This is a genomic window from Methylomonas sp. 2F7 (assembly GCF_057126975.1).
In genome coordinates, this window is record NZ_CP195203.1 from 2,755,418 (window position 1) to 2,769,433 (window position 14,016).

The 14,016-nt window shown below is 54.1% G+C and carries 10 protein-coding genes; 9 read left to right on the top strand and 1 reads right to left on the bottom strand.

Going from position 1 to position 14,016, the window contains the following annotated elements:
• Nucleotides 1-15 precede the first annotated feature (15 nt).
• From msrP to ACR64Q_RS12300, 7 genes are read left to right on the top strand one after another with little or no spacing between them, the layout of a single operon-like run.
• Nucleotides 16-972 carry a protein-methionine-sulfoxide reductase catalytic subunit MsrP gene (msrP, locus tag ACR64Q_RS12270; RefSeq protein WP_026601123.1) on the top strand — a complete coding sequence of 319 codons (957 nt, stop codon included), beginning with the start codon at nt 16-18 and terminating at the stop codon, nt 970-972.
• Nucleotides 972-1,613, top strand: a complete 642-nt coding sequence (locus ACR64Q_RS12275; protein WP_026601124.1) for a protein-methionine-sulfoxide reductase heme-binding subunit MsrQ — start codon at nt 972-974, stop codon at nt 1,611-1,613. Before msrP ends, ACR64Q_RS12275 begins: the two co-directional genes overlap by 1 nt.
• Nucleotides 1,614-1,673: 60 nt before the next feature.
• Nucleotides 1,674-2,585, top strand: a complete 912-nt coding sequence (locus ACR64Q_RS12280) for a TIGR01777 family oxidoreductase (RefSeq protein ID WP_313735001.1) — start codon at nt 1,674-1,676, stop codon at nt 2,583-2,585.
• A 20-nt stretch (nt 2,586-2,605) separates the two neighbouring features.
• A complete protein-coding gene (locus ACR64Q_RS12285) occupies nt 2,606-3,115 on the top strand; it encodes a hypothetical protein (protein ID WP_313735002.1) in 510 nt (169 codons plus the stop codon).
• 4 nt (nt 3,116-3,119) lie between these two features.
• Nucleotides 3,120-4,511 (top strand): cryptochrome/photolyase family protein, encoded by a 1,392-nt coding sequence (locus ACR64Q_RS12290; protein WP_313735003.1) that lies wholly within the window; start codon nt 3,120-3,122, stop codon nt 4,509-4,511.
• Between the two features lie 3 nt (nt 4,512-4,514).
• On the top strand, nt 4,515-5,033 hold the full coding sequence (locus tag ACR64Q_RS12295; protein ID WP_313735004.1) for a lipocalin family protein: 519 nt from the start codon (nt 4,515-4,517) through the stop codon (nt 5,031-5,033).
• Between the two features lie 12 nt (nt 5,034-5,045).
• Nucleotides 5,046-5,987 (top strand): YbgA family protein, encoded by a 942-nt coding sequence (locus ACR64Q_RS12300; RefSeq protein WP_313735005.1) that lies wholly within the window; start codon nt 5,046-5,048, stop codon nt 5,985-5,987.
• Between the two features lie 3 nt (nt 5,988-5,990).
• Here ACR64Q_RS12300 and ACR64Q_RS12305 read toward each other — a convergent pair whose 3' ends face one another.
• Nucleotides 5,991-6,191, bottom strand: coding sequence for a hypothetical protein (locus ACR64Q_RS12305; RefSeq protein ID WP_313735006.1), 201 nt, complete (start codon nt 6,189-6,191; stop codon nt 5,991-5,993).
• 271 nt (nt 6,192-6,462) lie between these two features.
• On the opposite strand from ACR64Q_RS12305, the gene gspE reads away from it, so the two are divergent.
• Complete coding sequence (gene gspE, locus ACR64Q_RS12310) at nt 6,463-8,169, top strand: type II secretion system ATPase GspE (RefSeq protein WP_026601130.1); 1,707 nt, start codon at nt 6,463-6,465, stop codon at nt 8,167-8,169.
• 146 nt (nt 8,170-8,315) lie between these two features.
• Nucleotides 8,316-13,694, top strand: coding sequence for an autotransporter domain-containing protein (locus ACR64Q_RS12315; RefSeq protein WP_313735007.1), 5,379 nt, complete (start codon nt 8,316-8,318; stop codon nt 13,692-13,694).
• Nucleotides 13,695-14,016 lie beyond the last annotated feature (322 nt).

A 14,016-nucleotide genomic window follows, 5' to 3' on the forward strand; every position in this document is an offset into this window, starting at 1 on the left:
ACCGGTAATCAAGCCATGATTATAAAAACAATAAAAACTATTCCCGGCAGTGAAATTACCGATCCCTTGGTTTTTCAGCAACGCCGCACTCTGATCAAAGCGATGGCGGCGATGATGCTGACCGGCACCAGCATCCGCACCGGCTTGGCCGACACCTCAAAACCGATAGGGAGCTCCGTGCCCAAAAGCCCATTCTCGGCGCATGAGTTAGCAGTTACGCCGGCGGACGCCACAAAAAATTACAATAACTATTATGAATTTGCCTTCAACAAAGAAGACCCCAGCAGCCTGGCCCAAATCCTGCGCGTAGATCCCTGGTCTGTCGAGATCGGCGGCGAAGTGGAAAAACCCGGCACATATCAGTTGGAAGATATTCTGAGCAGACATACGCTACAGGAATATATCTATCGTTTCCGGTGCGTCGAAGCCTGGTCCATGGTAGTGCCCTGGGTAGGCTTTTCGCTGGGCGATTTACTGAAAACCGCAAAACCTCTATCAAGCGCCAAGTTCGTAAAACTCACTTCGGTTCATCAGCCTGACAGCATGCCCAAGCAACGCAATAACGCGATGCTGGAATGGCCTTATGTCGAGGGTCTGCGTATAGACGAAGCCATGCACCCATTGACCATACTGGCAACCGGTATGTATGGCGACATTTTGCCCAAGCAAAACGGCGCGCCGCTGCGTTTGGTAGTGCCCTGGAAATACGGCTTTAAAAGCATCAAGGCCGTCGTCAAAATAGAACTACTGAAAAGGCCGCCGATTAGCAGTTGGAACAAGTTTGCGCCCAACGAATACGGCTTTTACGCCAACGTCAATCCGGACGTGCCGCATCCGCGCTGGAGCCAAAATAGCGAGCGGCTATTGGGCAGCGGCTTTTTTACCCCCCGCCGACAAACCGAACTATTTAACGGGTATGGCGAACAGGTCGCTCACCTGTATCGTGATATGGATTTGAGGCATTTTTTCTAATGATTATGCAAATTAATAATTTGCGGTCTTTAACCATCGCGGTGTGTTTTATCCCGCTGCTTTGGGTCGTTTTCGATATTGCCTTCGATAATCTGGGCTCAAATGAAATGCAAGCCCTACATATTCGTTTAGGTGACTGGGCCTTGCGGTTTTTATGGATAACCTTGGCTATTACTCCCGTACAAACCGTCACGAAATGGCGCGGCATGACCGAGTATCGGCAATTATTCGGTTTATATGCTTTTTTTTACGCCAGCTTGCATGTCCTGGTTTATTTAGCGGTTGATCAAGTTTTTGCCTGGCGAATCATCGGTATCGATATTCTCGAAAGCTCTTATATCTGGTTTGGCCTGATTGCCTATATTATCGTTTTTTCATTGGGCATTACCTCCTCTAAAGCGTCCAAAAAACTCTTGGGCAAGAGCTGGAAAAAACTGCATCGATTTATTTACCTAGCAGCCGGCGCGGCAATGATTCATTATTTCTGGCAGCTTAAAGGTAATCTCGCCGAGCCATTATTCTATTTACTTCTTATATTTATGCTGTTGGGTTTTCGCGCTGTAATTTGGTTTAAAAATAAGCAGTTAAGTCAAATGATGATTCCGAAAGGCCGCGCATCCCCCGATACAGAATCCGATTAACCCACCAAGCCCTGAATAGACGGTAGGGTTTAGTCTTATTAGTTTCTGGAGCAGAATGTCATGAACACGAACTCGATTTTAATTAGCGGCGGCACCGGCTTTCTGGGCAGTGCGCTTACTAAACAACTAATCCAAAAAAACTATGCGGTGACGATCCTAAGCCGTAGCGCCGAAAAAGTGTTCGCCACATTCGGCAACAGCGTTCAAGCTGTTAGCTCGATCACCGACTTACCGGATGCCGGCAGCTTTAAAGCGGTGGTCAACCTGGCCGGTGCGGGCATTTTCGATCAACGCTGGACCGAGCCACGCAAACAGCTATTGCGCGATAGCCGCATTAAATTAACCAAACAATTGGTGGCCTGGATAGCATCAGCCACCCAACCCGCACCAGCAGTGGTAAGCGGCTCGGCTATCGGCGTTTACGGCGATCAAGGCGACAAATTCCTCACTGAAAACAGCGCGAGCATTGCCGATTTCTCCCAACAGTTGTGCGCCGATTGGGAATCCGCAGCCTTAGAAGCGGAAAAATTCGGCAGCCGGGTCTGCCTGATACGCACCGGCTTGGTGCTGGGTGATAATGGTGGCATACTGAAACGCATGTTGTTGCCGTTTCGTTTGGGGTTAGGCGGCCGCCTGGGGAATGGCAAGCAATGGATGTCCTGGATTCATCTGCACGACTGGCTGGCTATTGTCGAAGCGATGATAGAACAACCGGCAATGCGCGGCCCATACAACGCCACAGCCCCCGAACCGGTCAACAACCAACAATTCAGTGCCAGCCTGGCCAGCGTGCTTAAGCGGCCGCTGCTAATGCCGATACCGGAAGCGCCCCTTAAATTATTGCTGGGCGAAATGGCCGCGCTAGTCTTGGGTAGCCAGCGAGTGCTGCCGGAGCGGTTACTGGCGCAAGGCTTTGCATTTAAATATTCACAGCTGGATACCGCATTGCGCGATATTTTGCATAAACCCTAGATTTAAAAACGGGCATCTTTATGTTGATTGACAGTCTTTCCCTGCTATTTGCCTTTACCTCGTTCGTCACCTGGTACGAAGCGCTGTTGGTGGCGCTGGCATTGGGCATGCTGGTTTTTTATCTGACGCCGTCCCCCGCCCAGGAATGGGAAGAACGCACGCCGGCCACGCTATATTTTTACCTGCAATGGAGCTGGCTAGGTTACCTGCGGTTAAAAGACGCGTTCTATCCGTTTTTTATCCTGTATAACGCCGTACTGTTTTTCATCGACTATCGCATTAACGAAGGCAACTTCACCGTCGCCAGCTGGGTGACTATCCATATCATCATGGCGATGCCGCTGATTTATTGGACCGGCGCCGTTTGGCGCTGTTCAGACAAGGGCGCCAGCCGAATTTGGGCCGCAGTCGCGCGCATGATGACGGTAGCGGCGTATTTCGATTTGCTACTGCGTTGGGTGATTTATCAGTATTACCCCAATATCCTGTTTAATTGCCAACAAATGATTATTCATTGGGGCGACTGCTGAGCCGATGGCAAAAAAACGCTACAAAACCTCGCTGTTTATTTTCCGCCGCGATTTACGGCTGGAAGATAACACGGCTCTAAACGCCGCCCTAAACGATTCCGGGCAAGTCATCGCCTGCTTTATCTTCGATCCTCGGCAAATCGAAACTCATCCTTACCAAAGCACGCCCGGCTTGCAATTCATGCTGGAGTCGCTGAGCGATTTGCAGCAACAACTGCAACAGCAAGGCGCCCTGCTGTATATTTTCAACGATCAGCCGGCGCACCTCCTCGAGCCGTTGAAGCAGGATTTAGGCATAGAAGCGGTATTTGTCAATCGCGACTACAGTCCGTTCAGCCGGCAACGTGACAACGAACTGCGCGAACAATGCAAAACACTGCATCTGGCTTTTCACAGCCAAGCCGATTTGCTGCTGACAGAACCGGAGCAAAGTTTAAGAAGCAACGGCAAGCCTTATCAAGTATTCACCGCGTTTCATCGGCAAGCCAGACTCCAGCCGGTATCGCCTCCGCAGCGCTTGGCACCGGGTAAACTATCGGCAAAAGCCTATGCCGGCCACAAACCGGAGCTGCTACAGCAACTGCAACAGCCGCACCAAAACGCGCTACCCGGTGGCCGACACGCGGCACTGGATCGATTAGCCATCATCGGCAACTGCAAAAACTACCTCGCCGTCCGCGATTTTCCGGCCATGGCCGCTACCAGCCAACTGTCGGCTTATTTAAAGTTCGGCTGCTGCTCGGTGCGCGAGGCTTTTTCCAGCATCCAAGCCGAACTCGATCCCGACCATCCCTTACTCCGGCAGCTCTATTGGCGGGATTTTTTCACCCATATCGGCTTTCATTTTCCGCATGTATTCGGTCACGCCTTTGATAGACGTTACGACGGCTTGCTTTGGCGCAACGGCCAAGAAGACTTTTGGGCCTGGGCCAACGGCCAAACCGGCTTTCCGATTGTGGACGCGGCCATGCGCGAATTGAACCAAACCGGCTGGATGCATAACCGCTTGCGGATGATCGTTGCCTCGTTTTTGGTCAAGGATTTACACGTCTCCTGGCGCTGGGGCGAACGTTATTTTGCCCAACGTCTGTTAGATTACGACCCTTGCGTCAATAACGGCAACTGGCAATGGGCCGCCTCGACCGGCTGTGACGCGCAACCGTATTTCCGGATCTTCAATCCCTGGCTACAGCAGAAAAAATTTGATCCGCAATGCCTGTATATCAAGACTTGGATTCCGGAGTTACAACGCTTCCCGGCAGAAGTCATTCACAAATGGGATAAGCATCCGCAAGCCGGCGACTACCCTCGGCCAAGGGTTGACCACGCCGTACAAAGCCAGCTGATCAAAGCCCAATTCAAAGCCCTGGGCAATACCACGGCTACCGCGGAGTAAACCATGCGTTATCTATCGATCATGTTATTAAGCCTGCTATGCGCCTGCACCGGCATTCCGGACGGCGTAAAAGTCATAGACGGCTTCGAGCTGGAACGCTATCTGGGCACCTGGTACGAAATCGCCCGCCTGGATCACAGCTTCGAGCGCGGCCTGACCGACATTAGCGCCGAATATAGCCTGCGCGATGACGGCGGCGTGAAGGTGTTAAACAGCGGTTACGACGCCGAGCAAGGCCAACGAAAAATCGCCGAAGGCAAAGCTTACTTTATCGACAAACCGGACATAGGCCGCCTGAAAGTATCTTTCTTTGGGCCGTTTTACGGCGCCTATAACATCATTGAGCTAGATAAAACCGGCTACCGGTATGTGATGATCGCCGGCCCGGATCGCGATTATTTATGGATACTGGCCCGCAGCCCGGAATTGCCACCGAGCATCCTCCAAGAGCTGATTCAGCAGGCAAAAGCCCTTGGCTTTGCCACCGAGAAACTGATTTTTGACCAACACCCCAAGCAGTAAGCAGGATTAAGCATGCAGAAAATTTCGGTTGGCATCAGTGCCTGCCTATTAGGCCAGGAAGTGCGTTACGACGGCGCGCATAAGTATCACAGCTATATAGAGCGCACGCTGGGACAATATTTCGAATTTAGAGCCTTCTGCCCGGAAGTCGAAGCCGGCTTGGGGATCCCGCGTCCCTGCGTGCAATTGCGGGAAACCGCCGACGGCATCCGTTGCGTCGGCGTCAAGGATCATAGTCTGGACGTAACGGAACGCTTGGAACAAGCTTCGGCACGGCAACACGACTGGCTGGGCGGCTTGTGCGGCTACATCCTTAAAAAGGACTCGCCCAGTTGCGGCATGACCCGAGTGAAAGTCTATAAAAACGACATTCCCGCGCGGCAAGGCACCGGCATATTCGCAGACTATTTGCAGCGCACCTTCCCTAGCCTGCCGGTGGAAGAAGAAGGCCGGCTTGGCGACCCCGGACTGCGGGAAAACTTTATCCAACGGGTGTTTGTGATGCGCCGCTGGCAGGATTTATGCGAACAAGGTTTGTCGGCGCATAGTTTGATCACCTTTCACAGCCGGCATAAATTAATCGCGATGAGTCACGAGCAAAATCAGGCCCGCGAGCTGGGGCGGATTATTGCCGGCGTCACCAACGCGGACATTGAAAATACCGCCGCCGCCTACATCGCTGCGCTGATGACCTGCCTAAAAATCGTCGCCACCCGTGGCAATCATGTGAATGTGTTGCAACACATTCAGGGTTACCTGAAACACAAGCTGGACAGCGATGACAAACAGGAACTGGTGGAAACCATCGAAAACTATCGAATTGGTTTATTGCCACTGATCGTACCGCTCACCTTGCTCCGCCATCATTTCCGCAGAGAGCCCGATGAGTTTATTGACAACTCTTTCTACATGCTGCCGCATCCGGCGGAATTGTCATTGTTGAACAGTATTTAACTTCTATTGCATCTGCTCCCGCTCGCGCTGATACGCGTCGTAACTCTGCCGCCGTTCGCAATCGTTAGCCATGGCTTTTTGGCACTGCAATTGCCCCGCGTTCTGCACGGCATGATAGCCAAGGCGCTGCGGCCAATCCGCACCGCAAGCGCTGCACAAGCCCAACACCAAGGGCACACATGTTATTGCTCTGATTCTTCGCATATTTCCGCCGTTTACATCCTCTACCTGAAAGAGTCCTAGTGTAGTCCTTGCCGCCAAAACGGTGGTATCTGTCTATTGACTCGGCCCGCAAACAGCGAGTCAAAGACCCCCGACACTCGCTATCCCAAAAATAAGGATTTGTTCGAGCAGTTCAACATTCCCACTCTAACGCGGTAAAAGAGTCACCGCGCTACAAACAATTACTGCCGGACTGTGTGGAAAATCGCTACAATGCGCCCGAGTTCTGCAAGTTTAGGCTGATACAGTGAACATGGAAACCGTCGAAAAATCCGAAAAATACGCCGCTTTTCTCAGCTTGTTAAAAAGCAAGGGTAAACTCTCCGACAGCGATTTGGGTAAAGTCCGCCGCATGCAAAAATCGGCATTGGACGACTCCGTGCCGCAACTACTGATCAAACTGGGTTTGTGTTCGGACAGCGACATCGCCGTCAGCTTCGCCGAAGCCAGCGGCATTGCTCGCGTCCCCCCCGAACGCTACCCGCCGCAAACGCCGCTGCCGGATAGCGTTTCCCAGCGTTTCTTAAAGCAATACCATGCGGTGGGTCTGGCGGCGGACGACGAACACATCCAAATCGCGGTGATGGACCCAGAAGACGACTACGTCACCCAAGCTCTGCAACTCGCCACCGGCAAACCCATTAAATTGCAAATCGGCCAACTTTCGGAAATCGACGCCGCGCTGGAATTGCAATACGGTGAAGGCAAGTCGCAAATGGACAAGCTGCTGGATAACCTTAACGTCGAGGACGAAGGTAGCGAAGATCTTGAACACCTGAAGGACCTGGCCAGCGAAGCGCCGATCATCAAGATGGTGAATTTCATCCTGCAAAAAGCTGTGGAAAGTCGGGCCTCCGACGTACACATTGAACCGTTCGAACAAAGCCTGAAAGTACGCCTACGCATCGACGGCGTATTGCAAGACATCGACTCGCCGCCGGTTGCCTCCACCGCCGCGGTGCTGTCGCGGATCAAGATCATGGCTAAACTGAACATAGCCGAACGGCGCTTGCCGCAGGATGGCCGCATCAAGTTGCAAATGATAGGCAAGGAGCTGGATTTACGGGTCTCGACGATACCGACCCTGCACGGTGAAAGCGTGGTCATCCGCTTGCTGGACAAGGAGAACGCGGTACTGGACTTCGCAACCCTGGGCTTCGTTGGCAGACAAGCCGAGCGTTTCATGGAAGTATTGGCGCAACCGCATGGCATTTTGCTGATTACCGGTCCGACCGGTAGCGGTAAATCCACCTCGTTGTATGCGGCTTTAAAAACTCTGAATACCTCGGAACGCAAGATTATCACCGTCGAAGACCCGGTGGAATATCAGCTGGAAGGCATCAACCAGATTCAAGCCAAACCGCAGATCGGTCTGACTTTCGCCTCGGCGCTGCGTTCCATCGTCCGCCAGGACCCGGACGTGATCATGATCGGCGAGATGCGTGACCTGGAAACCGCCAAAATTGCCGTGCAATCCGCGCTGACTGGTCACTTAGTGCTGTCCACGCTGCACACGAACGATGCCGCCGCCGGTGTCACCCGCTTACAGGACATGGGCCTGGAGGAATACCTACTTAGCTCGACGATCAACGGCATTCTGGCCCAGCGCTTGGTGCGGCGCCTGTGCCCGCATTGCAAACAAGCCCATCCTGCTTCGGAAACGCTGATCGAAGAAATGAAACTTAGACAGTGGCAACCGACCGGCGAAATCCTCTTACACAAACCGATCGGCTGTCCCATCTGTAACGGCATCGGCTATAAGGGCCGACTGGCGATCATCGAATTTTTGACGATGACCGACACGATACGCAAACAAATCATGAAGCACGAAGAAGCGTTTGTGATCCAGCAAACCGCCATTCAGGAAGGCATGCAAACTATGTACGAGGATGGTGTGGTTAAGGCCTTGCAGGGCATCACCACCTTGGAAGAGGTGTTAAGGGTGACGACCGAGACTTGAGCCACTTAGTCAGCTTCTCGACAACAGACTTTCGTTGATCTGAATCTAGAAAGGCTTTGAATGACGAAGCTAACATGCCGCATAACAGCTAGCTGCAAGTGGAATATGACCAAAACCCACTTTTTAATCAACATCATGGATTCAAGATGTGTCAATCACTAGCCGAGTCTGCAAATAATCCACCGATAGCCGGACGGCGTTCACGCCGCGTCGGCGCGTATGCCTCTTGCCCTTTCTCCGCGCTGCTGATCGGATTTTTTTCAACCGCCGACGCTGCCGTTTGTAACTGGCAAGGTGGGGATGACATCTGGTCTACGCCCGCTAACTGGTCATGTGCCGCAAGCCCCGGAGCCGCCGATGACGCGGTTATCAATGTCAGCCAAAATGTGGCTCTTGATATTTCGCCCAGCGTGGCAAATTTCAGTTTAGCGCATGCAGGCGCGACTTTGAGCGGCGCCGGCACATTAACCTCAACCAACGACTTTGATATGCAAGCCGGCACGGTCAACGCTGTGTTAGGCGGCAGTGTCGGATTGAACAAAACCACTGCCGGCACCGTGACGCTAAGCGGCACCAACACGTACACCGGCAACACGCAAGTCAGCGCCGGCACGTTGGCTTTGGGCGCCGGCGATGTGCTCGCCAATACCTCCAGCCTGATCGTCAACGGCGGCAGCTTCGATCTGGGCAGCCATAACGACGCGGTGGCCGGGGTGCAATTACTATCGGGTTCGATTACCGGCACAGGCACGTTAACGTCGAACAGCACGTTTGATATGCAAGCCGGCACGGTCAGCGCTGTGTTAGGCGGCAGTGTCGGATTGAACAAAACCACTGCCGGCACCGTGACGCTAAGCGGCACCAACACGTACACCGGCAACACGCAAGTCAGCGCCGGCACGTTGGCTTTGGGCGCCGGCGATGTGCTCGCCAATACCTCCAGCCTGATCGTCAACGGCGGCAGCTTCGATCTGGGCAGCCATAACGACGCGGTGGCCGGGGTGCAATTACTATCGGGTTCGATTACCGGCACAGGCACGTTAACGTCGAACAGCACGTTTGATATGCAAGCCGGCACGGTCAGCGCTGTGTTAGGCGGCAGCGTGGGCTTGAACAAAACCACTGCCGGCACCGTGACGCTAAGCGGCACCAACACGTACACCGGCAACACGCAAGTCAGCGCCGGCACGTTGGCTTTGGGCAACAGTAACGTGATTGCCGACGCCTCCAGTCTGGTGGTCAACGGGGGTACCTTCGACTTGGGCGCAAACAGCGACACCGTGGCCGGCGTGCAATTGTTGTCGGGGTCGATCACCGGCACTGGCACGTTAACGTCGAACAGCACGTTTGATATGCAAGCCGGCACGGTCAGCGCTGTGTTAGGCGGCAGCGTCGGATTGAACAAAACCACTGCCGGCACCGTGACGCTAAGCGGCACCAACACGTACACCGGCAACACGCAAGTCAGCGCCGGCACGTTGGCTTTGGGCAACAGTAACGTGATTGCCGACGCCTCCAGTCTGGTGGTCAACGGGGGTACCTTCGACTTGGGCGCAAACAGCGACACCGTGGCCGGCGTGCAATTGTTGTCGGGGTCGATCACCGGCACTGGCACGTTAACGTCGAACAGCACGTTTGATATGCAAGCCGGCACGGTCAGCGCTGTGTTAGGCGGCAGCGTCGGATTGAACAAAACCACTGCCGGCACCGTGACGCTAAGCGGCACCAACACGTACACCGGCAACACGCAAGTCAGCGCCGGCACGTTGGCTTTGGGCGCCGGCGATGTGCTCGCCAATACCTCCAGCCTGATCGTCAACGGCGGCAGCTTCGATCTGGGCAGCCATAACGACGCGGTGGCCGGGGTGCAATTACTATCCGGTTCGATTACCGGCACAGGCACGTTAACGTCGAACAGCACGTTTGATATGCAAGCCGGCACGGTCAGCGCTGTGTTAGGCGGCAGCGTGGGCTTGAACAAAACCACTGCCGGCACCGTGACGCTAAGCGGCACCAACACGTACACCGGCAACACGCAAGTCAGCGCCGGCACGTTGGCTTTGGGCAACAGCAACGTGATTGCCGACGCCTCCAGTCTGGTGGTCAACGGGGGTACCTTCGACTTGGGCGCAAACAGCGACACCGTCGCCGGCGTGCAATTGTTGTCGGGGTCGATCACCGGCACGGGCACGTTAACGTCGAACAGCACGTTTGATATGCAAGCCGGCACGGTCAACGCTGTGTTAGGCGGCAGTGTGGGCTTGAACAAAACCACTGCCGGCACCGTGACGCTCAGCGGCACCAACACGTACACCGGCAACACGCAAGTCGGCGCCGGCACGTTGGCTTTGGGCGCCAGCGATGTGCTCGCCAATACCTCCAGCTTGATCGTCAACGGCGGTAGTTTCGATTTGGGTGCCAACAGCGACACCGTCGCCGGCGTGCAATTGTTGTCGGGGTCGATCACCGGCACTGGCACGTTAACCTCGAACAGCACGTTTGATATGCAAGCCGGCACGGTCAGCGCTGTGTTAGGCGGCAGTGTCGGATTGAACAAAACCACCGCCGGCACCGTAACGCTGAGCGGCGCCAATACCTACACCGGCAGCACTCAGGTCAGCGCCGGCACCCTGACCCTCGGCGCCAGCAATGTGATCGCCAACGCCTCCAGCTTGATCGTCAACGGCGGTAGTTTCGATTTGGGTAACAATAACGATACTGTGGCAGGTGTGCAATTACTGTCCGGCTCGATTATGGGCGCCGGCACTTTAACGTCGAACAGCGCTTTTGATCTTCAAGCCGGCACGGTCAACGCCAATCTGGCCGGCAACGTCGGCTTGAATAAAACCACGTCGGGTACGGTGATCTTAAACGGTACTAACAGTTACACCGGCAACACATTTGTAGATGCCGGCGTATTGAATTTTACCGGCAGCGATACCCACTCCGGCAATTTCACCGGTAACGGTACCTTGCAATTCGGCGCGGGCAACCACCAATTCAATGCGGGCACCAATCTCGGCACGGCTAATATCACCTTTAGCGGCGGAACCAATCTAGTCAACGCCGGCGTTGCACTTACCGCCACCGATGCGGTGTTCAGCGGCGGGACAACTACTATCGCCGGCGATTATTCGGTAAGCAATTCCACCACGGTATCCGGAGGCACCGTCAATTTTTCGTCCGCGGCAACCAAGCTACTTAACCTGGGCGGCACCTTTACTATAAACAACGGCACCGTCAATTTGCAGCACACCAGCACGGAGGTCAGCCGTTACGTGCAGACTGGCGGCATATTGTCGGGCCCGGGCGAATTAAGAGTGCAATCGGCCGTGCTTTCCGGTGGTGGGATGCTTGGCCCCGGCAGTTTGATTATCAGCGGCTCGGGAGGCTCTGCCAGCGATTTATTGCTGAACGGCAATTTCATCCTCAACAATCAATCGACCGTCATCAATTCTGGCAATGTGCGGGTGACCAGCAACGCAACTTTTACCGGCTCAGGCACTTACCGGCAAACCGCCGGCACTACCCGGGTGGACGGCGTTTGGAGCCAGGCTTTGACCGAGATTCAAGCGGGAAGCTTCGGCGGCAACGGCAGCATCAGCGGTCCCCTCATCAACGATGGCACGGTCGGCATCGCCGGTTCGCATCTGACTTTGAACGGCCCGGTATCCGGCAGCGGTTCTTACGCCGGCATTGTGGACATAAACAATAGCTTCTCGCCGGGACCAGGTGCCAATGGTCAGGGTATAGCGGCCATCGATGCCACATCGGCCGATTTGATATTTCGCGAGTCCAGCAGCTTGAATTTGGAATTGGGCGGGGTAAACGGGCAATTGGTGACCGATTCGATTACCGCGCGCAGCATCGATATTCAGGGCGCAAAGCTTAATTTACAACGCTTGCTCAGCCAGCCTAATTTCTCGCCGCAACAGGCGTTTTCGCAGTCTGTGCTGTTGCAAACCACCAGCGGCAGTATCACCGGAAATTTTAACCAGAGCATTACTTGCCCGGAAGGCTCCAGCGATATGTTTATATTTTCCAAACAGGAAAAGCAGTTTTTGCTGACCATGGTGCCCAGATTGCCCAATCTGGTTCCCGCCGACGTGCAATCCCTGGCAAGAGCCTTACAACAAATAGACTGCAGCGCCTCGACCCCGACTAATCTGCAGAATCTATTGAACGGCTTGAAACCCTTTTTAGCAAACGGTACCGCCGATGCCAGCAAAGTAGATCAATTCATCAGCGCGTTGCGGCAAATCAGCCCTGGCCAAATCGCGGCGGAACAAACCGTGTCCAACCAAATAGCCAAACTGCAATCCGGCAACGTCACTCAGCGGCTGGTCTCTCTAAGAGCCGGAAGCGTCGGCGCCGGATCTCCTTCCAGTTTCAATGCGTCCGCCAAGCTCAACACACCAGTAAGCAGTTCAATGGCTATCGGCAGCGCTCCAGGCAATATCAGCGGGCCCAGCTCAACAAACAGTGTCAGCGCGCCGAATGCATCAAGCAACATAAACACGCCCAGTACGCCCAGTTCTAACGGCATCAGCATTCAGGCTTCAACGCCGGAAAAAGATGGTCAATCCTCATCCAATGCACCCTCCTCGGTCAGTATTTCCTTGAACACGGGTAACGACGCCGACGGCACCGATCTTATCTCCGGCTTCAGCAATTTGGGCTTATTCATTAACGGCCAGTTCGAATGGGCGGATAGAACCGCGACGGTAGTTCAACGCGGTTATGCGTCCACGATGTCCGCCGTCACTGCCGGCGCCGACTATCGCTTGAGCAAACGGCTACTCATGGGTTTGTCTGCCGGCTACGGCAGCAGCACCGCACTGATTTCCCAACAAGGCGGCAGCCAAAGCATAGATGGATACACCGTATCAGCCTTCGGCTCGCTAAACCTGACCGATAACTGGTATGTTGATCTGGTCAACAACCTGACTTATAACCAATACGATTCCAAACGCGTCACGCTGTATAACGATGCCAACGGCACAGCGGTCAATGAAACGGCATCCAGCCAAACCGATGGCTGGCAAAATCGCACCAGCCTCAGCAGCGGTTACGACATAGCCGTAAAAGAATGGACGTTTGGCCTTAGAGGCCGCACGGAATACGGTTACAATTTTGTCAACGGCCGCAAGGAACAAGGTGCCGGTTTAGGCATGAATATGATCGTCGGCGACTTGGACAACGAGTCGTTGAGCAGCAGTATCGGCGCCATGGTCACGCATGCGCTGAGCACGCCGATGGGGGTTCTGGTTTCGCAAGTGAATGTCGAATGGGAGCATCAGTGGTTCAATAAAAACTCCCTCATTACCACCCGCTTCGTCGATTCGCCTAACAATGCCTTTACCACCAACAGTTTTAGTGTCGATAAGGATTACATTAATCTGCGCGCCGGTTTATCGGCCCAACTGCCGTTTGGCGGCTCGGCGTTCATTCAATACGACACCACCTTCGGCCAGGAATACGTATCCCGCCACGCCTTTAATGTCGGGATACGCATGGAGTTTTGAGATACGCCCGCAACTACTTTATAGTGGCGACCATGTTTTGCCGGCGGAATTAAGCCAAGCCGAATCTGCGTGATTATTAACTCGGCCCTTAAAAGCCGTTCACCTCTATGCCCTTGAGGGTACTAAGCTTGTCGAAGGGCACACCCGCCTGGGCTTCGACCAGCTCAGCCCGAACGGAATACCAGTGATAAATAGGGCCGGGTTGATAACATGAAATGTGATAGACGTATACACGCTACGCGACAGTAACCGAGTGTCTATGTCTTGGCATTACAAAAACATTGCCAACTACCGAACCGCAAACCCAGCCAAAAAGCAAACT